We start from the raw sequence: 22,419 nt of genomic DNA, 5'->3' as shown, positions 1-22,419 counted from the left end.
AACGGAGTGTCGCCGATGGCCGTTGCCAACAATGGCATTGAGGCAGAAGGAACCGAACAACCCGAGCATTCAGGGGTTGAACAGCACAGCACCAAGGTGCTGATGCTGGGCGCTCTCGGTGTCGTTTATGGCGACATCGGCACGAGCCCGATCTATGCCTTTCGCGAGGCGCTGGTCGCAGCGTCCGGCAGTGAACTTTCGAAGCGCGACGACGTGCTCGGCGTCCTGTCTCTTGTGATCTGGGCGCTGACGATCATCGTCACCATCAAATACATCATGTTCGTGCTTCGCGCAGACAACCGCGGCGAAGGCGGCACGCTGTCGCTGATGGCGCTGGCACGCGCGACGTTCCAGAAACGCTCGGCGATCGTGCTCGGTATCGGCATGGTCGGTGCCTCTCTGTTCTACGGCGATGCTGTCATCACGCCGGCGATCTCGGTGCTATCGGCCGTTGAAGGCATGAAGGTCGTCACGCCGACCTTCGATCCTTACGTCGTGCCCTTGACGCTGGTGATCCTGGCGATCCTGTTTTCCGTGCAGCGGTTCGGCACCGGCAGCGTGGCCATGATCTTCGGACCGATCACGGCACTCTGGTTCGTTGCCATCGGTGTTTCCGGCATTGTCCACATCGTCGACGATCCGGAAGTGCTGCTAGCGATAAACCCGTATTACATCGTTCACTTCCTTATAAATTCGCCGGGAGTCGCCTTCGTCACTGTGGGTGCGATTTTCCTGGCGGTGACAGGGGCGGAAGCGCTTTATGCAGATCTCGGCCATTTCGGCCGCAAGCCCATCGTGCTCGCCTGGCTGTGGGTCGTTTTCCCTTGTCTGTTGCTCAACTATGCCGGCCAGGCCGCCTTCGTGCTGGCGAGAGGCGGCGAGATCGGCCATCCGTTCTTTGAAATGAACGAAGGCTGGGCGCTGATACCGATGGTGGTGCTCGCGACTGCCGCGACCGTTATCGCCAGCCAGGCGGTTATCTCGGGGGCGTATTCGCTGACACGCCAGGCTGTGCAGCTGAACATGCTGCCGCGCCTGGAAATCCAGCACACCTCCGAAAAACAATCCGGCCAGATCTATATGCCGCGCGTCAATTTCATCCTGGCGATCGTCGTGATGCTGCTGGTCGTCGGCTTTCAGCAGTCGAGTTCGCTGGCTTCGGCCTACGGTATTTCGGTTACCGGCAACATGCTGGTCACCACCGTTCTCCTTTTCGTGATCATGACCCGCATCTGGAAATGGAACCTCGGCCTTGCCGTGGCGCTGACGGCACTGTTCGCGTTCATCGACGTTGGTTTCTTCGTCTCCAACATCGTCAAGGTGTTCGAGGGCGGCTGGGCTTCGCTGGCGGTGGCCTTCTCGGTGGTGCTGGTGATGTGGACCTGGGTGCGCGGCAGCCGCTACCTGTTCGAGAAGACCCGCCGCAACGAGATTCCGCTCGATTTCCTCGCCGGCAATCTGCTGAAGAAGAAACCACAAGTGGTCGCCGGCACGGCGGTATTCCTGACCAGCGATCCGCTCAGCGCTCCCACTGCGCTCATGCACAGCCTCAAGCACTACAAGGTGCTGCATGAACAGAACGTCATCCTTTCGGTGGTGACTGCGCCGCAACCGATCGTGCCCGACAGCGAACGCGTGAAGATGGAAACCATCAACGAGCTGTTCATGCGGGTCTCGCTGACCTTCGGCTACATGGAACAGCCCAACATTCCGAAGGCGCTGGCCATCTGCCGCAAGCAGGGCTGGAAGTTCGACATCATGACGACGTCGTTCTTCCTGTCGCGCCGCTCGCTGAAGGCTTCGCCGAATTCCGGCATGCCTTTGTGGCAGGACCGGATGTTCATCGGCCTTGCGCGAACCGCCGCCGACGCGACCGAATACTTCCAGATCCCGACCGGGCGCGTGGTGGAAGTCGGTACGCAGGTGACGATCTAGAAGATTCCGCTGGGTTTGGCGTGCATCAGCGGCCGATCACCGCGTTGACAGTGGAAGCTGAGGCGGTAACGCTCGGCCAGCTTTCACGAGGGTCCTCATGTACGTCCTGTTCTGCGCGCCAACTCCAGCAAAGAAACCCCACCAATCCGCCAGCACGCTGTAGTCGCCGGTGGTTGCATCTCTCGATATCGCGGTCGCCGGAGCCGGCCCGGCTGGCCTTGCGGCGGCACTCTATCTCCACCGTGCCGGCCACCGCGTCACCGTTTTCGAGCGGTTCGCCGAGCCGTCGCCAGTCGGCTCCGGCTTGATCCTGCAGCCGACCGGACTGACGGTGCTTGCCGATCTCGGCCTTCTCGATGCAATCGTCGCGCTCGGCAGCCGGATCGAGCGTTTGCATGGCGCCGATGCCGCGAGCGGCCGCACTGTCTTGGATGTTCGCTACAACGCCCGGCCGGGCGGCCGGTTTGGCGTGGCGGTGCATCGGGCGGCCTTGTTTGGCCTGCTTTATCGTAAGGTGCGCGAAGCAGGTATCGCCATCGAGACCGGTGTGGAACTGGACGAGTTGGAAATCGGCGAACGGGTTCGCCTGGTCTGTGGCGATGGCCGCAACATCGGTCCGTTCGAGCTCGTGGTCGACGCTTCCGGTTCCCGCTCGCCATTGCGCCGCCATGCGGTTGCGCCAACCGAGCCACGCCCGCTCGCCTATGGTGCTTTCTGGGCTTCGCTCGACTGGCATGGCGAAGGATTCGACGAACATGCGCTGACCCAGCGCTATGACCGCGCTTCCGTCATGATCGGCGTTCTGCCGATCGGGCGTGCGGAATGCGGCGGCGGCAAGATGGCAGCCTTCTTCTGGAGCCTTAAGCCGGCGGATGCCGAAGCTTTGCGGGTGAAGGGACTGGACCGCTGGAAGGAGCGGGTGGTTTCGTTGTGGTCGGAATGCGCGCCCTATCTCGCACAGATCGCCAGCTTCGATCAGCTGACGCTGGCCCGTTACGGCCACCACACGCTGAAGGTTCCGGCAGGCCGACGGCTGGCCATCATCGGCGATGCCGCGCATTCGACCAGCCCGCAGCTCGGGCAGGGCGCCAACATGGCATTGCTGGATGCGGCGGCGTTGAGCCATGCGCTCAAAACGAACAGCAATCTTGAGGACGCACTTGCGTCCTATGCGAGAACCCGGCGCCGGCATGTTCGGACTTTCCAGGCGTTGTCCTTGATGTTCACGCCCTTCTACCAGTCGGATTCGGCGTTTTTGCCATTCATGCGCGATCGGTTGGTCGCAACCGCGGCGCGGATACCGCCTGTGCCGCAGTTGCTGGGTTCGATGGTCGCCGGAACGATGGTCGATCCGTTCCGGTCGATTGGCCTGACCGAACAAGACTGGACGAGGATTGGCGCAAGCCCGAACATTGCGACTGCCGAGGCCATTTAGCGGCGCCTACCGGTGGCCAAGAGCCGGTGCCGCGGAACGGTCGCACCGGAAATGGACACCGTCGCTGTCGTGAACTAGGCTGCCGTCAGCCAAACCATTCATGAATTGATTTCACAAAACATGGCATCCTCGCGCATTGACACCAACCGCCTTGGCGAAATGGATGTGTTCGTGCGCGTTGTGGACCTTTGTGGATTTTCACCGGCCGCCAGGGCACTCAGGCTGTCGCCTTCCGCCGTCAGCAAGCTGATCGCCCGGCTGGAGGCGCGTCTTGGTACACGTCTGTTCAATCGATCGACGCGCAAGCTGGCGCTGACTGCCGAAGGCAACATCTTCTACGAGCGCTGCATACGTATTCTGGCCGACGTCGACAGCGCCGAGCGCGAGGCGGCGGCCGGCGCGGTGCCGCGCGGGCGCCTGAGGGTCAATTGCAACACAGCCTTCTCGCAGTGGAAGCTCACCCCGATCCTGCCGGAATTCCTGGCACGCTACCCGGAGATCGTGCTCGATCTTGTCGTTTCCGATGTGGTGGTGGATCTCCTGCACGAACACGCCGACGTGGCGATCCGCGTCGGGCCGCTGGTCAATTCCAGCCTGATTGCGCGCAAGCTGGGTGAGAGTCGGGCAATGGTGGTGGCTTCGCCCGCTTATCTGGAACGCGCCGGCATGCCTCGAACGCCGGCTGATCTTGCTGGTCACAATCTGCTCGGCTTCGGCTTTCCCAGATTGATCGAAGGGTGGCCGTTTCTCGACGAAAACGGTCAGGTGGTTCGTATCGCACCACAAGGCAACGCCGTGGTCAGCGATGGCGACACCATGAGGCGCCTGGCGCTTGCCGGCGCGGGCATTGCCCGCACCGCGCGTTTCCACATGGAAGAAGACATCGCCGCTGGCCGCCTTGTGCCCCTGCTGGAAGACTATAATCCCGGCGAGGCTGAGCCGATCCACGCTGTCTATGTCGGGCAGGGCGGCGTGCTGCCGGCGCGCGTGCGCGCCTTTCTCGATTTCGTGGGCGAGAAAGTAAGGCTGCGGTAGAGCATTCGAAACGCGACCTAGAGCGTTTCCGTTTTCACGGAAACGCGGAAACGCTCTAAGTTTTTGTTTTCGTCGCATTTTTGTGACGCCAAGTGATTCCACTTGGCTACAAATGCTCTAGTACACCCGCAAGGTTGTCCCACGCTGCTGCAGTCCCAGCCGTGCCGCCACACGCTGCGAGGAGAGGTTGCCGCGGTCGGTGCTGTAGAACAGCGTTCGGTGTTGCAGGGGCGGCAACTGCGTCCAGGCAGCAGTCACCGTTGCGCCGAAGCCCTGGCCGCGGAATGCTTTCATGGTGGTCACGCCGATTTCCGCGCCGACATCGGACAATCGTGCAGCGAAGGCGATCGATGCGATTTCATCGTCGATGATGGCCACGCACCATGGCGCCCAGAAGTCCTGCGCACTGTGGAACCCGACTTCGGCCAGGCTTTCGGGCATGCCATAGCTGGTGAATGATTGCAGCAGGTGACGCCCTTCTTCGCTTTCGTGAGTGACGACACGCGCCTGGAGGGGGAACATCAGTGCATGCGGAAGCTCGTAGATCAGACCGAGATTGTGCGTGTTTGATGCAAGCGTTTCCAGATACCGGTCGAGATGTATCGGCGCGGCCGGATGTGCGAAGCCTGGTTCGGCGGATGCCAGGCTTTCCAGTTCAGCGGCAGTGCGATCATCCACGTCTGCGCCGATACCGAACATGTTGCCCTCGGCAGCTCCCGCAAGCCAGAAGCGCGGCCCGGGCGAACGGTCCGGATCGTTTTCCCGTTCGATGCGCCGATTTTGATCCAGATGAAAAAGCGTGCGGTAGTCGAGGTCGAGCCAGGGGGAATGCTGCATAGTGGTAAGTTACCGGCTGGCCTTGCGTGCGTCGAGCCAAAGCATTGATGGGAGCCGACATGTCCGACGATCTGATATCCGGACAGATGCAATTTTGTTTGAGCAGGATTGACGGGGCCTGCTCTGATTGTTAAAGCCGAACCGTAACGTACGGTACGGCAGCGATCGGCAATGGAAGCGGATACCAATCAGAGCGGGACGGAGGCGCAGAATGCGCAGCCCGAAGCGCTGACCGATCGCCAGAAAGACGTGCTGGATACCGTTCTGCGGCTTCTCGTGGAAGAGGGCGACCATCTGTCCATGACGACGGTGGCGCGGCGTGCCTCCTGTTCTAAAGAGACCCTCTACAAATGGTTCGGCGATCGCGACGGACTGCTTACTGCCACCGTGCGCTGGCAGGCCTCCAAGGTGCGCGTCACTCCTGTCGACCAGGGCAATCCTGATCTGATTTCCCTGGTGGAAAGCCTCGAAGGTTATGCCCGCGATTGGCTGAAGGTCATCGCTTCAGACACTTCTATCGCGCTGAACCGTGTCGCGATCAGTCATGCCGGTTCAGGCAAGGACAATCTCGGCGCCATCGTCCTGGAAAATGGCCGCTTTGCGCTCGCCAAGCGTCTGAAGCCTGTCCTCGATGCGGGCAAGCGCGCCGGACTTCTCGTCTTCGAGGATGCCGAGACCGCTTTTCGCACCTTTTTCGGATTGGTCGCGCGCGATGTGCAGATCCGCCTTTTACTTGGTGATTGGCCAGGCCTCACGGAAGCGACGATCGCGGCCGACGCGCAGCGCGCCACCCAGCAGTTTCTCGCTCTTTACGGGCAAACACCCGGCCGTAAGGCCACTGACTTCAACGGGAAGGAATGAAGAAATGCGTGTTTATTACGATCGCGATGCCGATCTGAATCTGATCAAAGGCAAGAAGGTCGCCGTCATCGGCTACGGTTCGCAAGGCCGAGCTCATGCCCTGAACCTCAAGGATTCCGGCGTCAAGGAAATCGCCATCGGCCTCAAGGCCGGCTCGCCGACCGCCAAGAAGGTGGAGGCCGACGGTCTCAAGGTGCTCACTGTCGCGGAAGCCGCCAAGTGGGCCGACCTGATGATGATGGCGACACCTGACGAGCTGCAGGCCGACATCTACAAGAACGAGATTGCCCCGAACATTCGCGACGGCGCCGCGATCGCCTTCGCACACGGCCTCAACGTGCATTTCGGCCTGATCGAGCCGAAAGCGACGGTGGACGTGCTCATGGTCGCGCCGAAGGGCCCCGGCCATACCGTGCGCGGCGAATACCAGAAGGGCGGCGGCGTGCCTTGCCTTGTCGCTGTCCATCAGGATCCATCGGGCAACGCGCTCGACCTCGCACTCTCCTACGCTTGCGGCGTCGGCGGTGGTCGTTCGGGCATCATCGAGACCAATTTCCGCGAGGAATGCGAAACCGACCTGTTCGGTGAGCAGGTGGTCCTGTGCGGCGGTCTGGTCGAGCTCATCCGCGCCGGCTTCGAGACGCTGGTGGAAGCCGGCTATGCACCTGAAATGGCTTATTTCGAGTGCCTGCACGAAGTGAAGCTGATCGTCGACCTGATCTATGAAGGCGGCATCGCCAACATGAACTACTCGATCTCGAATACCGCCGAGTGGGGCGAGTACGTCTCCGGTCCGCGCATCATCACCGCCGAGACCAAAGCCGAAATGAAGCGCGTGCTCACCGACATCCAGACCGGCAGGTTCACCTCGGAATGGATGCAGGAATATCGTTCCGGTCTCGCCCGCTTCAAGGCGACCCGTCGCCTCAACGACGAACACCCCATCGAGCAGGTCGGCGAAAAGCTGCGCGGCATGATGCCGTGGATCTCAAAGAACAAGCTGGTCGACAAAGCCAAGAACTAAGCCCGGCAGGAGCGGGAGGACATCCTCGCGTAACGTTCAGCAACAAATGTCAGGCCGGCGAATCACTTCGCCGGCCTTCTTCATGTGTCATTTCGGCACATAATAAACTGGCATGAAGCTCGCTTCTTATCGATCGATGAGGACATGACCAGAAATGGTCCTGCCCGGATGGCGATGGCCGTTATGTCGTAAGCGGAGCCGGAGCCACCATTCCGTGCCGATTCGACCGGTCCCGGGGGGCTCCGGCGGCGGTACGAGAGCCGGGGGGGGGGGGGGGGGGGCCCCCCCCGCCCCCCCCCCCCCCCCGCCGGCGGCGGCCTTGATCATCACCGGGAAACCGATGCGCGCAGCGATCGCAGCCGCCTCTTCGACATCGGCGATGCGCCCACCACTGCCGGGCACAGTCGGAACGCCGGCCTTCTCGGCTTCGGCGCGGGCTGCGACCTTGTCGCCGAGCAGCCGGATCGAGGCTCCCGACGGGCCGACGAACCTCATGCCGGCAGCGACGACGGCATCGGCGAAGTCGGCGTTTTCGGCGAGGAAGCCATAGCCGGGATGCACCGCATCGACCTTGGCGGTCTTCGCTGCTGCGATGACGGCCTCGATGTCGAGGTAGGATTTCTTCGCCGCCGCCGGGCCGATGAGGATCGCCTCGTCGGCCAGCCTGACCGGCAGCGAATCCGCATCGGCGGCGCTGTAAACCTGCACCGTGCGCAGCCCGAGCGCCTTCGCGGCCCGGTTGATGCGCACGGCGATCTCGCCGCGATTGGCGATAAGGACCGATTTGATGTTCATGCGTCGATCTCTGCGATCGGCTGTCCCGCCATCACGGCATCGCCGTCATCGACGAGGAATTTGAGATTGGTGCCCGCAGCACCGGCCGGGATCTCGTGGAACGACTTCATCACTTCGATGACGCCGAGGATGTCGGTCGCCGCCACCGTGTCGCCGTCGTTCTTGAAGACCTCACTGTCCGGCGAAGGCCGCCTGTAGAAAACGCCGGGCAAGGGTGAATTGATTTCGGATTTGGCCATCGGTCATCCCCTTGCCGCTGGTTTCAAATGATTCGTGAGTTCGGCCACTGGCCTGACCTTGATCCCTGCCGTATCGAGCGCCGCGCGCATGGCGGTGGCGATTGCAAGGCTGCCCGGCGTATCCGAATGGAAGCAGATGGACTCGAAGGCGATATCGATCTCGTCGCCTTCGACCGTGCGGACCTTGCCGGTCCTGCAGGCGTGAACCACTTTCTCGGCAACTGCGGCGGGATCCAGTCGACCGGTCCGCCGCGTAAAAACGATCGAACCGGACCGGTCATAGTCGCGATCGGCATAGAACTCGCGGATAACGGGGTGCCCGACTTCCGTCGCCGCGCGATAGGTTTCAGAGATTCCCATGCAATAGATGAAAGCGTTCGGAGCGATCGTGCGCATCGTGCGGACGAAGTTGCGCGACATCTCCTCGCTGGCGGCAAATTCCATGTAGAGCGCGCCGTGCGGCTTCACATGTTGCAGGGTCGCACCGTAGCGGCGGGCAAATTCCCGCAGCGCCCCGATCTGATAGACAATGTCGTTGACCAGTTCTTCGCTGGTGCCGTTGATACGGCGGCGGCCGAACCCCTGCAGATCGCGAAAACCCGGATGAGCGCCGATGCCGACGCCGTGCTGGGCCGCCAATCGAACGGTGGCATCCATGAGATTGGGGTCGCCGGCATGGAAGCCCGTGGCAATGTTAGCGGAACTGATGAGTTTCATCAGATCGGCATCGTCAATGTCGCCCAGGCGCCAGTGACCATAGCCTTCGCCCATGTCGCAATTGATGTCGACGGCTGCTGTCTGCAAGCAGGCCTCCCTTTTCCTCACCCTGCAGCCAAAGGGGCTCCAGTCATTCCTCATTGAGAAAGGTAGAGAGGGTGGGAGCGCTTGGAAAATTCTATTTATTGATATCGAATATCTGAATTTTTTATCATCTTCGCTCTGAGTTTCCTCAACAGCGTCATCAGACTGGCACATTTTACCGTCGAATTGCTCAGATCTCGTATTACCTCTCGCCTTACCCTCGCGACTGCATATTGATTTTTTGCCTGACACAGCATCATAATATCTGAAAATTGGAATACTGAGGCCATGCCGGTAAGTCTTCGCCAGATCCGCTATTTCGTTTCCACGGCCGAGCATGGTCAGATTTCGCAGGCGGCTGCGGAATTGGGGATTTCGCAGTCGGCCGTAACAACGGCCATCAAGGACCTCGAACAGACTGTCGGGCTCGACCTGTTCGTTCGCTCGACACATGGCATGGAAATGACGACGGCGGGCCGACAATTCCTGTTCCATGCCTATGAGATTTTGAACAAAGTCGATGAAGCGACGAACCTTTTGTTGCCGGCCGGCGATTTTGCGGGACAGCTGACAGTCGCCGCCAGCTATACGGTGATCGGCTATTTCCTTCCGAACCATCTTGGACGGCTTCGCCGCGCCTGGCCGAACCTGGACATCCAGTTGTTCGAGCTCAACCGCGAGGCCATTGAGGAGGGGCTGCTCTCCAATCGCTACGACATGGCCGTGCTGCTGACCTCCAATGTGATCAATTCCGATCTTGCAACGGAAACCCTGATGAGTTCGCGCCGCAGGCTGTGGGTGCCGGCCCGGCATCGCCTGCTGTCGCAAGGCAGCGTCGGCCTCAAGGAGATCGCCGAGGAGCCCTACATCATGCTGACGGTCGATGAGGCCGCGCACACGGCGCTGCGCTATTGGAGCAACACCTCTTACCGGCCGAATGTCACGCTGAGGACGTCGTCGGTCGAAGCCGTCCGCTCGCTGGTGGCGGATGGACAAGGCGTCGCGATCCTGTCCGACATGGTGCTGCGGCCATGGTCTCTTGAGGGCAAGCGCATCGAGACGATCGTTCCGACCGAACCTATCCCTTCGATGGACGTCGGCCTTGCCTGGCGGCGCGGGGCGCAATTCACCCCCGCCATGGAAGCCTTCCGCTCCTATTTCCACCAGACCTTCTTCCTGCCTTCCCACAGGTAGAAGCGGCGGGCCGGCCATGCTCCTCGATGAGCGGAAGGCCGGTGTCATCGATCAATCCTGCCGGACCAGCAGATAGCTGCCGCTTTCATGCAGCGTTGCAGCCCAGCCGGGTTCGATAACGATGGTCGTCGTCACTTCCTCGATGATTGCGGGGCCGGCCACCGCAACGCCGACGCCAAGGGCGGCTCCGTTATAGACAGGGGTGGGCTTCGGTGTGCCTGAGGCATCGAAGACGGCATTGCGATGGCCTTTCAGCGCCTCCTGAAGCCCACCTGTGTCATGCAATTTCGGTGCTTTCGGCTTCTCGATACGGCCATAGATGGTCGATTCAATGTTGACGACCTCGACCATGCTGTGGCGCTCTGCATAGGTGTAGAGTTCCTCATGCCGGGCATGGAACGCATTTTTGACCTGGTCGATGCTCTGCTCGTTGATCTTGAAATTGGGGATATCGACCGTGCATTCGTGCACTTGCCCGACATAGCGCATCTCGAGGCTCCGCTGGACCTCGATCAGCGTGCCCGGAAAACCGTCGGCTTTCAGATGGGCAATACCTTGCGCCTCTATCTCCTCGAACAGCTGTTCGATCCTGTCGCAGGCGGCAGCGTTGTCCAGCCTGAGCGGCGCGGTAGCCATGTAATTGTACTTCACGTCCGAGATGATCTGGCCGAACGCGCACAGGCCTGAGGCCAACTTGGGCAGGATGATCGTATCTATACCCATTTCACGCGCCAGCGCGGTGATATGGGCGGCGGTCGCACCGCCTGCTCCAACCAGCACGAAATCGCGAGGATCATAGCCGCGCTCGACGGACACCCGGCGGATGCCGTTGACCATGTTGTTGTTGACGATGGTGAACATGCCGTAGGCGGCCTGCTCAATGCTGATGTTCAGCGGATCGGCAATCGTCGCCACCGCCCGCCGTGCCTTTTCGAGATCGAGCGGCAACTTGCCGCCGAGCAGACCGTCGGGATTGAGATAGCCGAGCACAAGGTTGGCGTCGGAGGTGGTCGGCTCCGTGCCGCCGCGGCCGTAACAGGCAGGGCCCGGTTCCGAACCCGCCGACTGCGGCCCTACCTGCAACAGGCCAAGGCTGTCGATCCAGCCGATGGAACCGCCGCCTGCGCCAAGCGTCTCGACCTGGATCATCGGCACGCCGATGCGGTAGCGCAGGAAGTCGATATTCTTGTTGAGGTTGGTCTGACCGTTGCGCGTCAGCGTGATGTCGAAGGAAGTGCCGCCCATGTCGACGGTAATGACATTATCCTTGCCGAACGGCGCACCGGCGAACAGCCCCGCCTGCGGGGCGGAGGCCGGACCGGAATTGATCGCGTAGACGGAGCGATCTGTCATTGCCTGGCCGATCGCCAAGCCACCATTCGACTGGAAGTAGCGAACTGGCTGCCTTGCCCCGAGCGCGCGGAAATAACTGTCGACCGCCGTCACATAGCGGCGCATGACCGGCGCGAGATAGGCATTGGTGACCGCCGTGGAGGTGCGGGTGTATTCGCGCACCTGAGGGTAGAGGTCGCTGCCGACCGTCAGGATGGCGTCCGGCATCATCTCGCGCACGATCTCGGCCGCGCGACGTTCGTGTTTGGCATTCAGCACCGACCACACGAAGGAGATGGCGACGGTCTCGATTCCTTCCTTCAGGAACAGCCGGCAGGCTTCGCGAACGTCGTCTTCGTTCATCGGCATGCGGATGGAGCCGTCCGAAATCACCCGTTCGCGGACGCCCTTGCGCAGGTAGCGGGGCACCAGCATCGTCGCCGCCGGATATTCCGGATCGTAGCGATAGCCGTCTTCCTTGTGACCGTTGCGGATCTCGATGGAATCCTCGTGGCCGGCCGTGCAGATCAGGCCGGTCTTGCCGCCGCGATGCGTGATCAGTGCGTTCAGGCCGACCGTCGTGCCGTTGACGCACAGGTCGCAGTCGGAAACCACATCGGAAGGCGACACGCCGAGATCATCAGCGATCAGCCTGAGACCATTCTCGATGGCCCTGGTCGGGTCCGATGGCGTCGAAAGCGCCTTGAAAAGCTTCACCTCCCCAGTGGCGCGATTGGCCACGACAAAGTCGGTGAAGGTGCCGCCGGCGTCGATACCGAGACGATATGCGTGTTCCATGATCGTCTCCTCAGGCTGCGCGCAGTCGCTTGGTTTCGGCCAAGTCGACATCCAGTGTTTCAGGGTCGATGATGGCCACGCCATAGTCGGCGCGCGCGCCTTCGATCGAAACGAGGCCGTTGCGGACATCCCACACCACCTTCTCGATCGGCCGCTCGAAAGGATTGCCGTAGCCTCCGCCACCCGGATTGAGGTTGGTGATCGTTTCGCCCGTCCTGATCGTCTGAATGATGTTCTTGCGCTCGACCTCCACCTTGCCGGCGCGTTTTAACTCGACACGGCCAACCTTCTTGTCGACGAGGGCAGATTTCGCGCCGGCGGCTCCCATGGCCGGAATTCGGCGGCCCTCACCAAAACCGATGCACAGCATGTCGCCATCCAGCGGCTCGACTTCCCAAGCAGTACCCGAACCGCCGCGAAATTTTCCGGCGCCTCCGGAATCTGTCATCAACGAGTAGCGATGGATGATGATGGGATAGGAATATTCGAGCAGTTCGACATCACCTGAGGTCAACGCGCCGAAACAGCATTCCGGACCGACGGCGTGCCAGCCGTCCTGTTGCGGCGTCGCTCCTCCGCCCGAGATGATCGTCGCCAGGACCATCGTGACGAACTCTTCGTTGGTGCGGCTGTCCTTGCCGGCAATGTTGAGACCGTTGGCATGCCCCCAGGAAGCAGCGACCTTGGAAGGCATCGCCTTTTCGAAAGCAAGGCGCACGGCGTCCGTCAGCGTTTCCATCGGCGTTGTCGTGCAGTTCATGTGCGGCGCCGGCTCCTGCGCATTGCACAATGTGCCCTTCGGCCCGAAATCGATGGTGACGCAGCGGTACAGCCCCTCATTGTAGGGCGGCGGCAGTGCGGCGAACATCATAAGGCCGAGATAGACGCCGGAATGCGAGTTGCCCTCGTAGGAGTTGATGAAGTAGGGCACCTGCGGCGGGCTGGAGATGGCAATGTGGCAGCTGTCGCCCTTGATCGTCACCTTGGCGCCGATCTCGAAATCGCCAAAGCCGTGGCCGGCATCCTCCAGGATGGCCTTGCCTTCATAGGTGCCATCCGGAACGGTGGCGATCAGGGATCGCATGTGCCGATCCGCCATGTCCAACAGCGTGTCGATACAGGCATCGACCGTCGGTTTGCCGTATTTGTCGAGCAGCGCGATCAGGCTGCGTTCACCGACCTGGCAAGCCCCGATCAGAGCCCGGAAATCCCCTTCCTGGTCACGGCGCGCCCGCATGTTGGTGAAGATCATGTTCAGCACGTCGTTGCGCGGTTTGCCGCGGTCCCAGATCTTCACCGGCGGAATGCGAAGGCATTCGGCATAGATCTCCGTCGCATTGGGGTTGTAGCCAGCCGGCACCGGTCCCCCGATATCGGTCAGGTGGCCCTTGCAGACGGTCCAGTAGACCAGTTCGCCATGGTAGAAGACCGGCTTGTACATGCAGGTGTCGATGGCGTGGCTGCCGCCAAAGGCCGGGTCATTATGCAGGATCAGATCGCCCTCGTGGATGTCGCCTTCGAAGAAGCCGGCCACCGCCTTCATCGCGGGAATGAGCGAGCCGAGATGGATCGGAATGTCCTGGCCCTGCAGGATCATCTCGGGCCGCGCATTGAACAGCGCGGTCGAATAATCATGCGCCAGGTTGAAGACGGAGGACCGCGCCGTTTTCTCCAAGGCCAGCGTCATCTCGCGCTGTGTTGTTTCCAGGACACCACGCACCACCGACAGCGTGATCGGATCGACTTCCACTTTCGTCATTGCAACCTTTTCCTCCATGCGACGAAGCCCGTGATCCGTCGCACTTTTTTGTTCCCGCCCGGTGTCTCGTGCACCGTTGCCAGCTAAGCGAAACAGGTTTTCGAGGCGGGGTCTTTGCGCTGCGCGAACAAAAAATTGACATTGCGTGCATTCGCCGAGACGCGGATTGCCTTACGGAGCGGCGGTGCCTAGTCTTCGGTAAGGTCGTCGGATCGAACATGAAGACGAGTGTCACAACAAGCGCAACGCGCCCTGCAGACCGAAGCCGGCACTGGCACCAGGCGATCGCTGGGGCCTACTTTCCACTCGACCTGAAATTCCGGAACTCCGACCATTTTTCCGGCGATCTGACGATCTGGCAGTTCGGCGATGTGTCGATCTCGCGCCTGACCTCCGACGCCCTGCAATATCTGCGCCTGCCTCACCACTTCCGTGCGGCACGCAAGGAAGAGTTCCTCGTCACCGTGCCGGCACGTTCGGAGGTGTTCTTCTCACAAGGGGGCAGCGAGATCAGCTGCTCGCCCGGCGGGTTCTTCCTGGAGCGCAGCCACGAGCCTTATGAATTCAGCCATGCCGATCCGGCCGATCTGTGGGTGCTCAAGGTCGAGTCTCGTGCGCTCGCCGATCGCGTCCATGGGCCGGACCGTTTCTGCTCGCTGCAGTTCGACGCGGCGAATGGCGCAGGTGGCCTGTTCACCGACATGCTGCATCTGTTGCCGGCACGCTTCGACACGATGAATGCCGAATCCCGCATCGCGGTCGGACGGCAACTTGTCGATCTGCTGGCGCTGGCGATCAGGGCGGACGACCGTATCCTGGTGTCGAAGAGCTCCACGGTCCGCAACGCCCATCTGGCACGCATCGAGGCTTTCATCCGGGCCAATCTGAGAAACCCGGCACTCGATCCCGACCTGATAGCCCGCGCCTGCGGTCTATCCACGCGCTATCTTCATGGACTGTTTGGGGACATGGACCGCACCGTGGCCAGCTGGGTGCGGGAATTGCGCCTGGCTGCCTGCAAGGCAGCGCTTGAAGATCCCGCCAATAATCAGACGGTGATGGAGATTGCCTACCGCTGGGGTTTCAGCGACCAGACGCAATTCAGCCGGACCTTCAAGGCGCGATACGGGATGCCTCCCGGTGAATACCGGGACGCCTTCAGGCAAACCGGAAACATCGCCATGTAGCGTGGCGCCGGCGTACCCCGATCATCGGGCAAAACAGCGCAAGACCCCTTCCCGCTAGCCGTGATGAACGACCGAAGCAGCCCCAGCCAGCGTCCTTCCTGGCAAAAACAGGGCAACCAGCAGGCCGATACCGGCCAGTGCCGCGCAGGCGAGGAAACCGGCCTGATAGCCTGTTGTCAGGGCAGCGAGCGTCTCCAACCCTCCGCTCCATGACAGAGAGACGGTCGCCATCACTGCGACGCCCAGTGCGCCACCGAGCTGGAAAGCTGCGCTGTTGATGCCCGATGCCAGGCCGGAATCGCTTTCAGCGACATCCGACAGCGCGGCAATGGAGCCGGACACAACGGCCGCGCCGATGCCGGGGCCGAAGATGATGAGCCCGGGCAGTATATCGATCCAATAGTTCCCGCCGGCCCGAGCGAGCAGCAGGCAGCCCGCCGCCATCATCGCCATAGCAATGACGGCAAGGGTGCGAGCACCGAGGCGGCTGGCGATCGGTCCCGAGGCGTAGGACATGACGATCGAGGCGGCTGCATAGATCATCGTGCTGACACCGACCTGCAGCGCCGAATAACCCAGCACCTTCTGCATATAGAGCGACAGGACCAGGATCATCCCGAAGACGATCATGCCGGCGAGCAGCACCACCAGATTGCCGCACACCAGCCGTACCGAACGAAAGATACGCAGCGGCACCAATGGCGAGGCCGAACGCATCTCGATGACCAGGAACAGCAGAAGCAGCAGGGCCGATGCGCCGAAGGCGACGAGAGTGTTTGCGTGGGTCCAACCCAGTTGCGGCACCTCGACCATGGCATAGACAAACGCCATGAGGCCGGCAGTGACGGTGACCGCGCCCGCGACGTCGAAACCGCGGCTATGCGACGTATCGCGGCTTTCTTTCAGCAAGTACGGGCTGAACGCTAGCAGTGCGAGACAGACCGGAACGTTGATGAAGAACACCCATGGCCAGCCCAGCCAGTCATTCAACGGACCGCCGACGACAAGAGCGGCCGTGGCGCCGCCGGCACCCATGGCGGACCAGAAGCCGAGCGCCTTGTTGCGTTCGCGCCCTTCCTCGAACGTAGTCATCAGGATCGACAGGGCAGTCGGTGTCATGATCGCCGCCGCGATACCCTGGACGATACGCATCGCCACCAGGAATTCGGGCGCGCCGGCAAATCCGCAGAGCAGCGAGGAAATGAGGAACAGCGCCGTGCCGGTGACGAACATGCGCCGCCGGCCGAGCAAGTCCGCCATGCGGCCGCCGAGCAGAAGCAAGCCGCCCACCGTCAGCATATAGGCGCTCATCACCCATTGAACGCCGGCAACGGTGAAGCCCAGTTGCCGCTCGATCGACGGCAACGCCAGGATGACGATCTGCCCATCGAGACAGACCATGAAATATGTGGCGCAAAGCAGCCCCAGCGCCTGCCAGCGTCTCGGATCAGGCGGGTTGGCTGCGGATGCTGCAGCAGGACGATTTTCGTCGGACATGACTGTCTCCTCGATTGGTGCGCGGCCGAAGGGCCGATCGCGTCGAGGAGCGGAAATTATGCATGCCGCACCGACATGCAATTACTGACAATGATGTTAGCGCTGACCGGAATGTAAGCGCCTACCTGGCGGTAAGCGGCCCGGGAATTGCACAAGAAGTGGGAGCGCTCCGCGTTTCCGTGAAAAACGGAAACGCTCTGGTCAGGCCCGCAGGCGGATCAGCGGCCGTGGTTTCTCCTGGCCGACGACCGGACGCAAGACCATGCGACGCTCCTGCGCCTTGCCCCAGGCCGACATCACGCAGACCGCATCGTTGAGGGAACGTCCGATGTCGGTCACCGAATACTCGACCTTCTGCACCGCACCGGGAAAGACTTGGCGTCGAACGAGGCCGTCGGCCTCCATCTCTCGCAGTTGCTGCGCGAGCACCTTTTCGCTGACGCCCGGCAAAAGCCGGCGCAACGCGCCGAACCGGCGCGGCGCGAGGGCGATCTCCCAAAGGATCTCCGTCTTCCATTTGCCGCCGATGGCATTCAGCGCCGTGGCGAAACCACATTCGTCTTTGGCAAGATGTTTCATATTTTCCTCCGCCTTCAGGGCCTGTCGGGTAGTACTTACTTCAAAGTGCGTAATTTACCCCCGAGCCGGGGGCGACCTATCACCACAGTCAGGTTGACGAGAGGTATGGGCACGGCCCCATCGCGGCAAGGCGCACCAGGCGTCCGGGCCGATGCCTCCTGACAGGATGGCGGCAGCAATGGACAGCGCGACGACGATGGAACGAGCAGCGAAGATCAAAACCAGGACCGCGCGCTGCGGCTGCGGCGGACTGGCCATCACAGTCGCGGGCGAGCCTCGCAGCGTCTACGCCTGCGCCTGTCTGGAATGCCAGCGCGCCACTGGCACCGCCTTTTCCTACCGCGCCGTCTTCGCCGACGATGCGGTGGTCAGCGTGGAAGGCGAGCGTCGGACATGGCAGCGTACCGGCGATGCCGGGCGCTGGGTAGAGCAGACTTTCTGCCCAAGCTGTGGCGCGCTGGTGTTCATGACTGGAGAGGGCCTCCCCGGCGCAGTCTCCGTTTCCGTCGGCGGTTTTACCGATCCGGACTTCGCGCCGCCTTCGACATTGCACCGTGCGCGGCGCAAGCACCGCTGGTTCGATCCGGGACCGCAGACACGGATCAGCGAATAAGCACTATTCCAGCGTTTCTTGGCCGACCGAAGGGACATCCGGCAAATCGTAATAATCGCCGGCGCACTCCGGATAGAGCTGGCTTTCCATTCTGAGGCCGGTCGGGCCGTCTATCGTACCCGCCCAGACCGAAAGCCGGTCGCTTTCGAACCGTCGCCAGAACAGGTTGGAGCCGCAGACCCTGCAGAAGCCGCGTTCGGCGATGTCCGAGGAACGGAACCAGGTCAACGTATCGCCACTGATCACCGCATCCGCTGCCGCCACCTGTGTCGCGGCCACATAATGACCCGAGGTCTTGCGGCATTGCAGGCAATGACAGGCGACGACGGGGCGCAGTTCGCCGCGCAACTCATAGGTGGTGCCGCCGCACAGGCAGCCGCCGCGTGTGATCTTGCTCATGGGCGCCTCTCCTCATCGCCCTTGCAAGCTAAGCAGACCGTCCCGCCGGCGATACGGTAAAACCGACGTCCGCACGTCGCTGCCGGCAATGAAGCCGGCAGAGAACGAGGCAGCTTGACCTTCGACGAGGCCTGCCGCATTGCTCGGCCATGCGCGCCAACTACAAAATGCAACGTCTGTTTGTTCCGGACGACCTGTCCGCCGGTGCCGAGTTCGAGCCGGATTCGCAGCAGAGCCACTATCTGATGCATGTGCTGCGCCTTGGCGAAGGCGCCGAGATCCTGGTTTTCAATGGGCGTGACGGCGAATGGACGGCCGCGGTTACCGCTCGAACAAAAAGGGCAGTGCGGCTCACCGTGCAGGCGCAGCAGCGCCCGCAGCCGCCACTCCCGGATCTCGTCTACTGTTTCGCTCCGCTGAAGGTGGGACGGCAGGATTACCTCATCCAGAAGGCGGTGGAGATGGGCGCCGGCGTGCTGCAGCCGGTGCTGACCCAGCACACCCAGGGCAAGATCACGGGTGAACGCATGCACGCCAATGCGGTGGAAGCCGCGGAGCAATGCGGCGTGCTGGCTGTGCCGACAGTGGGCGAGGCGCTCAAATTCGAGCGACTGCTCGCCGGCTGGGATACGGAAAGGCGGCTGGTGTTCTGCGACGAGGACGCCTCGACCAACAATCCGCTGCCGGCCCTGCAGGCGATAACGGAAAAGAAGCTGGCGCTGCTGGTCGGCCCCGAGGGCGGCTTTTCCGAGGAAGAACGCCACATGCTGCGCGCCTTGCCCTTCGTCACCGCCATTCCGCTGGGGCCTCGCATCCTGCGCGCCGACACCGCCGCCGTCGCGGCCCTGGCGGTAATGCAGGCAACGGTCGGGGACTGGTAGGGCCTACCCGACCTCCTTGTCCGGCCAGGGATTGACTCCGTCACGCAGCCACAACAGCGTATCCAGCCAGAAGCCCGTGGCATGACGGTTGTGAAAGAGGCTGAAATGGCCAACCTCTTCCTGGCCGAGATCGGCAGGTTCCAACAGCACTTGCCTGCGTTGCGCGCCGCGGTAGCGATCGAGCGCTACACGGATCGCCTGCACGGTGGCAATCTCGTCGTCGGATATGGTGACGGCCAGGATCGGCGCCGTCATCGCATCGAAACGGCGCAGGATCGTATCGCGCTCGTGCTCCGGATAGTTGTCTTCCAGATGCGGCCGGCGAAAGGCCCATTCATACGCGACGCCGGCGGGAAGGTCCTCCAGCCAACCCAGGCGACGGCCGGGAAAATAGCCACACAATGCCGTCACCGCCGGCATGGCGACATGCCATTTCAGAAACAGGCGGCCGCGATGTGACGGGGCGTAATGGCGCCAGCAGCCGAACTGTCCGCCGACGGAGAGCAGACGATGGATGGCCGGTGCATTGCCGGCCAGTCCCGGCAAGGCACCGCCGACACTATGGCCAACGACGGAAACGGGAGCAGAACCGGGCCGCGAGAGAGCCCAGGCCAACACTGCCGAAAAGTCCTTTTCGCCCCATTCGCGCCAGCGGTGCTTGCAGTTGCGCAAGTTCTCCGGGCGTGAGGCGCCGATGCCACGATAATCGTAGGTGACGACATCGAAGCCATGCGCGGCAAGGAAGCGCGCATAGTGGTGATAGTAGCGGGCGAGTACGCCGGTGGCCGGATTGATGATGACGGTGCCGGCGGCAACGCCCCGTACCCGTGACCAGAGATGGCCGCCCAAAACGACGCCATCGGCTGAAACGATTTCGATCGGCCGGGCTTCCTGAACCAGCATGGAGACAGACATGCAAAGCCTCTTCGAAGCGCAAAAAAACGTGTCATCCGACATAATGCAGATCGGCTTGTTGTTACACTCACTAGTCAGTATACATGATGCCATGAAACCCACCGCGAACACGACCCGGGAACGCATCGTCGCCGCCGCTTCAAAACTATTCTATGGTCAGGGCGTTCGCGCCGTTTCGGTCGATGCCGTCGCTGAAAAAGCCGGGCTCACCAAACGCACCTTCTATTATCATTTCGCCAGCAAGGACGAGCTGATCGCCGCGTATCTGGAGCGGCGCGACCAACCCAATCTTGGGCTGTTCCGGCACTGGTTCACCGAATGCGAGGGTGAACTCGCAGACAAGGTGGCCGCCATCTTCCAGACACTCGGGCAAGCAGCCAGGCGTCCGGCTTGGAAGGGTTGCGGCTTCCTGCGGACCGCTGCCGAACTTGCCGACATGCCGGGCCATCCTGCGATCCGCATCGGCATTGCGCACAAGAAGCGTTTCGAAGACTGGCTGAAGGGCGTTTTCGAAGCCGATGGCATTCGAGAGGCCGAATTGCTGGCGCGGCAGATCCTGCTGCTGCTCGACGGTTCTTTCGCAACCGTGCTGCTCAACCGCGATCCGTCCTACATGGAGAGCGCGGGAGCTGCGGCCGCCACGCTTGTCAGGGCGGCGCAAGCGCAACGCCCTGCCGGGCGTTTCCGCCTTTAGCGGAAACGCGGAAATATCCTGTTTTACGCAATTCCGGACGCAAAACCGCTGCACACTTTTGCTGGAATTGCTTGAGAAAAAAGGAAATGCGGCGTGATCAAATCCTATTGACGATTGGCTCAGGATTTTTTGCTTGATCCACTCCTGACATTTCGTCCATCAAGCGCGCGGCGATCATCCGATCTGCCGTCGAAGAGGGGCTTTATGGCACGCGACACGACCGATTTCCGACCCATCGAGGGCATGGACGAGCTCGTCGACTACTTGGCCAAGGGAAACAAACCGCGCTCCGAATGGCGCATCGGCACCGAACACGAGAAATTCCCCTTCTATGTCGACGGCCACGCGCCGGTGCCCTACGGCGGCGATCGCGGCATCCGCTCCATCCTGGAAGGCATGCAGAACAAGCTCGGCTGGGACCCGATCCTCGACGAAGGGCGCATCATCGGCCTGGTCGAGCCGACCGGCCAGGGTGCTATCTCGCTGGAGCCCGGCGGGCAGTTCGAGCTTTCCGGCGCGCCGCTGGAATCGATCCACCAGACCTGCCGCGAAGGCAATGCTCACCTGGCGCAGCTGCGCGAGATCGCCGAGCCGCTCGGCATCCGCTTTCTCGGCCTGGGCGGCAGCCCGAAATGGACGCTCGCCGAGACGCCGAAAATGCCCAAGTCGCGCTATGAGATCATGACGCGCTACATGCCCAAGGTCGGCACCAAGGGCCTGGACATGATGTACCGCACCTGCACGATCCAGGTGAATCTCGACTTCGAGAGCGAGGCGGACATGCGCCGCAAGATGCAAGTCTCGCTGAAGCTGCAGCCGCTAGCGACCGCGCTGTTCGCCAATTCGCCCTTCACCGAAGGCCGCCCCAACGGCCTGCAGAGCTGGCGCGGCGACATCTGGCGCGACACCGACAACCAACGCTCGGGCCTGCTCGACTTCTGCTTCTCTCCGCAATTCGGCTTTGCCGACTATGTCGAGTGGGCGCTCGACGTACCGATGTATTTCGTCATCCGCGACGGCCGCTATCACGACATGACGCACATCACCTTCCGCCAGTTCATGGACGGCGCGGCGCGCAATCAGGTGCCGGACGGCCTGCCCACGATGGGTGACTGGGCAAATCACCTGTCGACGCTGTTCCCGGACGTGCGCCTCAAGCGATTCCTCGAGATGCGCGGTGCCGATGGCGGCCCATGGCGGCGTATCTGCGCGCTTCCGGCCTTCTGGGTCGGGCTGCTTTACGATGCGGCAGCACTCGATGCGGCCGAGGCGCTGACGCGCGACTGGAGCTTCGAGGAAGTCCGGGCGATGCGCGATGCGGTGCCGGAAAAGGGCATCGGCGCACCGTTCCGTTCGACCACGCTGCGGGAAATCGCACGAGAAGTGCTGGCGCTGTCGCGCATGGGCCTGAAGAACCGCAACAAGCTGAACCGCGACGGTTTCGACGAGACTTCCTTCTTGTCGACGCTGGACGAGGTCGTGGCGCGCGGCACCACCAGCGCCGAGGAGATGCTGGCCGCCTACCACACACGCTGGGGCGACTCGATCGAGCCGGTGTTCCTGGAATATGCGTATTGAGGCTGCGAATAGGTCGCGCAGACCACTTCTA

At 61.9% G+C, this 22,419-nt stretch carries 20 protein-coding genes and 1 pseudogene; 11 read left to right on the top strand and 10 right to left on the bottom strand.

Features of this window, described 5'->3' with window-relative positions:
* The first annotated feature begins 15 nt into the window (after positions 1–15).
* The 3 genes from L4923_RS17355 (at position 16) to L4923_RS17345 (ending at position 4,405) form a co-directional block, all read left to right on the top strand.
* Entirely contained in the window at positions 16–1,935 is a 1,920-nt protein-coding gene (locus L4923_RS17355; RefSeq protein ID WP_239367296.1) for a potassium transporter Kup, read from the top strand.
* A gap of 169 nt (positions 1,936–2,104) precedes the next feature.
* Positions 2,105–3,370, top strand: coding sequence for an FAD-dependent oxidoreductase (locus L4923_RS17350; RefSeq protein WP_239367294.1), 1,266 nt, complete (start codon positions 2,105–2,107; stop codon positions 3,368–3,370).
* Between the two features lie 120 nt (positions 3,371–3,490).
* Complete coding sequence (locus tag L4923_RS17345) at positions 3,491–4,405, top strand: LysR family transcriptional regulator (RefSeq protein ID WP_239367292.1); 915 nt, start codon at positions 3,491–3,493, stop codon at positions 4,403–4,405.
* A gap of 117 nt (positions 4,406–4,522) precedes the next feature.
* Here L4923_RS17345 and L4923_RS17340 read toward each other — a convergent pair whose 3' ends face one another.
* Entirely contained in the window at positions 4,523–5,242 is a 720-nt protein-coding gene (locus L4923_RS17340) for a GNAT family N-acetyltransferase (RefSeq protein WP_239367290.1), read from the bottom strand.
* Positions 5,243–5,413: 171 nt separating this feature from the next.
* Between L4923_RS17340 and L4923_RS17335 the strand changes: the two genes are divergently transcribed.
* The gene (locus L4923_RS17335) at positions 5,414–6,103 is read left to right on the top strand and encodes a TetR/AcrR family transcriptional regulator C-terminal domain-containing protein (RefSeq protein ID WP_239367287.1); all 690 of its coding nucleotides are present in this window, start codon (positions 5,414–5,416) and stop codon (positions 6,101–6,103) included.
* A gap of 4 nt (positions 6,104–6,107) precedes the next feature.
* Positions 6,108–7,127, top strand: coding sequence for a ketol-acid reductoisomerase (gene ilvC / locus L4923_RS17330; RefSeq protein ID WP_054308143.1), 1,020 nt, complete (start codon positions 6,108–6,110; stop codon positions 7,125–7,127).
* 291 nt (positions 7,128–7,418) lie between these two features.
* Here the strand turns inward: ilvC and L4923_RS17325 are convergent.
* The 3 genes and pseudogenes from L4923_RS17325 to L4923_RS17315 all read right to left on the bottom strand — a co-directional run.
* Positions 7,419–7,922: pseudogene (locus L4923_RS17325) on the bottom strand (biotin carboxylase N-terminal domain-containing protein); the annotation flags it as partial.
* Positions 7,919–8,161: an acetyl-CoA carboxylase gene (locus tag L4923_RS17320; RefSeq protein ID WP_239367285.1), complete on the bottom strand. Its 243-nt coding sequence runs from the start codon at positions 8,159–8,161 to the stop codon at positions 7,919–7,921. The pseudogene L4923_RS17325 and the gene L4923_RS17320, both read right to left, overlap by 4 nt.
* Positions 8,162–8,164: 3 nt before the next feature.
* Positions 8,165–8,965 carry a 5-oxoprolinase subunit PxpA gene (locus tag L4923_RS17315; protein ID WP_275448451.1) on the bottom strand — a complete coding sequence of 267 codons (801 nt, stop codon included), beginning with the start codon at positions 8,963–8,965 and terminating at the stop codon, positions 8,165–8,167.
* Between the two features lie 285 nt (positions 8,966–9,250).
* Here L4923_RS17315 and L4923_RS17310 point away from each other — a divergent pair, with 285 nt between their 5' ends.
* A complete protein-coding gene (locus tag L4923_RS17310) occupies positions 9,251–10,156 on the top strand; it encodes a LysR family transcriptional regulator (protein ID WP_239367283.1) in 906 nt (301 codons plus the stop codon).
* Positions 10,157–10,207: 51 nt separating this feature from the next.
* On the opposite strand, the gene capA is transcribed toward L4923_RS17310, so the two are convergent.
* The gene (gene capA / locus L4923_RS17305) at positions 10,208–12,286 is read right to left on the bottom strand and encodes a caprolactamase subunit alpha (protein WP_239367281.1); all 2,079 of its coding nucleotides are present in this window, start codon (positions 12,284–12,286) and stop codon (positions 10,208–10,210) included.
* A 10-nt stretch (positions 12,287–12,296) separates the two neighbouring features.
* Positions 12,297–14,045: a caprolactamase subunit beta gene (gene capB, locus L4923_RS17300; RefSeq protein WP_239367279.1), complete on the bottom strand. Its 1,749-nt coding sequence runs from the start codon at positions 14,043–14,045 to the stop codon at positions 12,297–12,299.
* A gap of 218 nt (positions 14,046–14,263) precedes the next feature.
* On the opposite strand from capB, the gene L4923_RS17295 reads away from it, so the two are divergent.
* Positions 14,264–15,232 carry an AraC-like ligand-binding domain-containing protein gene (locus L4923_RS17295; RefSeq protein ID WP_239367277.1) on the top strand — a complete coding sequence of 323 codons (969 nt, stop codon included), beginning with the start codon at positions 14,264–14,266 and terminating at the stop codon, positions 15,230–15,232.
* A 54-nt stretch (positions 15,233–15,286) separates the two neighbouring features.
* On the opposite strand, the gene L4923_RS17290 is transcribed toward L4923_RS17295, so the two are convergent.
* Together L4923_RS17290 and L4923_RS17285 are read right to left on the bottom strand one after the other, a co-directional pair.
* The gene (locus L4923_RS17290) at positions 15,287–16,729 is read right to left on the bottom strand and encodes an MFS transporter (protein ID WP_239367275.1); all 1,443 of its coding nucleotides are present in this window, start codon (positions 16,727–16,729) and stop codon (positions 15,287–15,289) included.
* A gap of 201 nt (positions 16,730–16,930) precedes the next feature.
* Positions 16,931–17,308 (bottom strand): winged helix-turn-helix transcriptional regulator, encoded by a 378-nt coding sequence (locus L4923_RS17285; RefSeq protein ID WP_239367273.1) that lies wholly within the window; start codon positions 17,306–17,308, stop codon positions 16,931–16,933.
* 178 nt (positions 17,309–17,486) lie between these two features.
* Between L4923_RS17285 and L4923_RS17280 the strand changes: the two genes are divergently transcribed.
* Positions 17,487–17,921: a GFA family protein gene (locus L4923_RS17280; RefSeq protein WP_239367271.1), complete on the top strand. Its 435-nt coding sequence runs from the start codon at positions 17,487–17,489 to the stop codon at positions 17,919–17,921.
* Positions 17,922–17,924: 3 nt separating this feature from the next.
* Here L4923_RS17280 and L4923_RS17275 read toward each other — a convergent pair whose 3' ends face one another.
* The gene (locus L4923_RS17275) at positions 17,925–18,320 is read right to left on the bottom strand and encodes a GFA family protein (RefSeq protein WP_239367269.1); all 396 of its coding nucleotides are present in this window, start codon (positions 18,318–18,320) and stop codon (positions 17,925–17,927) included.
* Positions 18,321–18,469: 149 nt separating this feature from the next.
* Here L4923_RS17275 and L4923_RS17270 point away from each other — a divergent pair, with 149 nt between their 5' ends.
* Positions 18,470–19,201 (top strand): 16S rRNA (uracil(1498)-N(3))-methyltransferase, encoded by a 732-nt coding sequence (locus L4923_RS17270; protein WP_239367267.1) that lies wholly within the window; start codon positions 18,470–18,472, stop codon positions 19,199–19,201.
* Between the two features lie 3 nt (positions 19,202–19,204).
* On the opposite strand, the gene L4923_RS17265 is transcribed toward L4923_RS17270, so the two are convergent.
* Positions 19,205–20,116, bottom strand: a complete 912-nt coding sequence (locus tag L4923_RS17265; protein WP_239367265.1) for an alpha/beta hydrolase family protein — start codon at positions 20,114–20,116, stop codon at positions 19,205–19,207.
* A 91-nt stretch (positions 20,117–20,207) separates the two neighbouring features.
* Between L4923_RS17265 and L4923_RS17260 the strand changes: the two genes are divergently transcribed.
* On the top strand, positions 20,208–20,810 hold the full coding sequence (locus L4923_RS17260; RefSeq protein ID WP_239367263.1) for a TetR/AcrR family transcriptional regulator: 603 nt from the start codon (positions 20,208–20,210) through the stop codon (positions 20,808–20,810).
* 204 nt (positions 20,811–21,014) lie between these two features.
* On the top strand, positions 21,015–22,388 hold the full coding sequence (locus L4923_RS17255) for a glutamate--cysteine ligase (protein ID WP_239367261.1): 1,374 nt from the start codon (positions 21,015–21,017) through the stop codon (positions 22,386–22,388).
* Positions 22,389–22,419 lie beyond the last annotated feature (31 nt).

The organism is Terribium retamae, assembly GCF_022347545.1.
Classification (GTDB): domain Bacteria; phylum Pseudomonadota; class Alphaproteobacteria; order Rhizobiales; family Rhizobiaceae; genus Mesorhizobium; species Mesorhizobium retamae.
This window is presented reverse-complemented; position numbering and strand designations above follow the sequence as displayed.

Bases quoted from the DNA above. Each gene is read 5' to 3' on its own strand.
- L4923_RS17355 (WP_239367296.1), top strand. From the start codon at position 16: ATGGCCGTTGCCAACAATGGCATTGAGGCAGAAGGAACCGAACAACCC.
- L4923_RS17345 (WP_239367292.1), top strand. From the start codon at position 3,491: ATGGCATCCTCGCGCATTGACACCAACCGCCTTGGCGAAATGGATGTG.
- L4923_RS17340 (WP_239367290.1), bottom strand. From the start codon at position 5,242: ATGCAGCATTCCCCCTGGCTCGACCTCGACTACCGCACGCTTTTTCAT.
- L4923_RS17335 (WP_239367287.1), top strand. From the start codon at position 5,414: ATGGAAGCGGATACCAATCAGAGCGGGACGGAGGCGCAGAATGCGCAG.
- ilvC (WP_054308143.1), top strand. From the start codon at position 6,108: ATGCGTGTTTATTACGATCGCGATGCCGATCTGAATCTGATCAAAGGC.
- L4923_RS17320 (WP_239367285.1), bottom strand. From the start codon at position 8,161: ATGGCCAAATCCGAAATCAATTCACCCTTGCCCGGCGTTTTCTACAGG.
- L4923_RS17310 (WP_239367283.1), top strand. From the start codon at position 9,251: ATGCCGGTAAGTCTTCGCCAGATCCGCTATTTCGTTTCCACGGCCGAG.
- capA (WP_239367281.1), bottom strand. From the start codon at position 12,286: ATGGAACACGCATATCGTCTCGGTATCGACGCCGGCGGCACCTTCACC.
- capB (WP_239367279.1), bottom strand. From the start codon at position 14,045: ATGACGAAAGTGGAAGTCGATCCGATCACGCTGTCGGTGGTGCGTGGT.
- L4923_RS17295 (WP_239367277.1), top strand. From the start codon at position 14,264: ATGAAGACGAGTGTCACAACAAGCGCAACGCGCCCTGCAGACCGAAGC.
- L4923_RS17290 (WP_239367275.1), bottom strand. From the start codon at position 16,729: ATGTCCGACGAAAATCGTCCTGCTGCAGCATCCGCAGCCAACCCGCCT.
- L4923_RS17285 (WP_239367273.1), bottom strand. From the start codon at position 17,308: ATGAAACATCTTGCCAAAGACGAATGTGGTTTCGCCACGGCGCTGAAT.
- L4923_RS17280 (WP_239367271.1), top strand. From the start codon at position 17,487: ATGGACAGCGCGACGACGATGGAACGAGCAGCGAAGATCAAAACCAGG.
- L4923_RS17275 (WP_239367269.1), bottom strand. From the start codon at position 18,320: ATGAGCAAGATCACACGCGGCGGCTGCCTGTGCGGCGGCACCACCTAT.
- L4923_RS17270 (WP_239367267.1), top strand. From the start codon at position 18,470: ATGCGCGCCAACTACAAAATGCAACGTCTGTTTGTTCCGGACGACCTG.
- L4923_RS17265 (WP_239367265.1), bottom strand. From the start codon at position 20,116: ATGTCTGTCTCCATGCTGGTTCAGGAAGCCCGGCCGATCGAAATCGTT.
- L4923_RS17260 (WP_239367263.1), top strand. From the start codon at position 20,208: ATGAAACCCACCGCGAACACGACCCGGGAACGCATCGTCGCCGCCGCT.
- L4923_RS17255 (WP_239367261.1), top strand. From the start codon at position 21,015: ATGGCACGCGACACGACCGATTTCCGACCCATCGAGGGCATGGACGAG.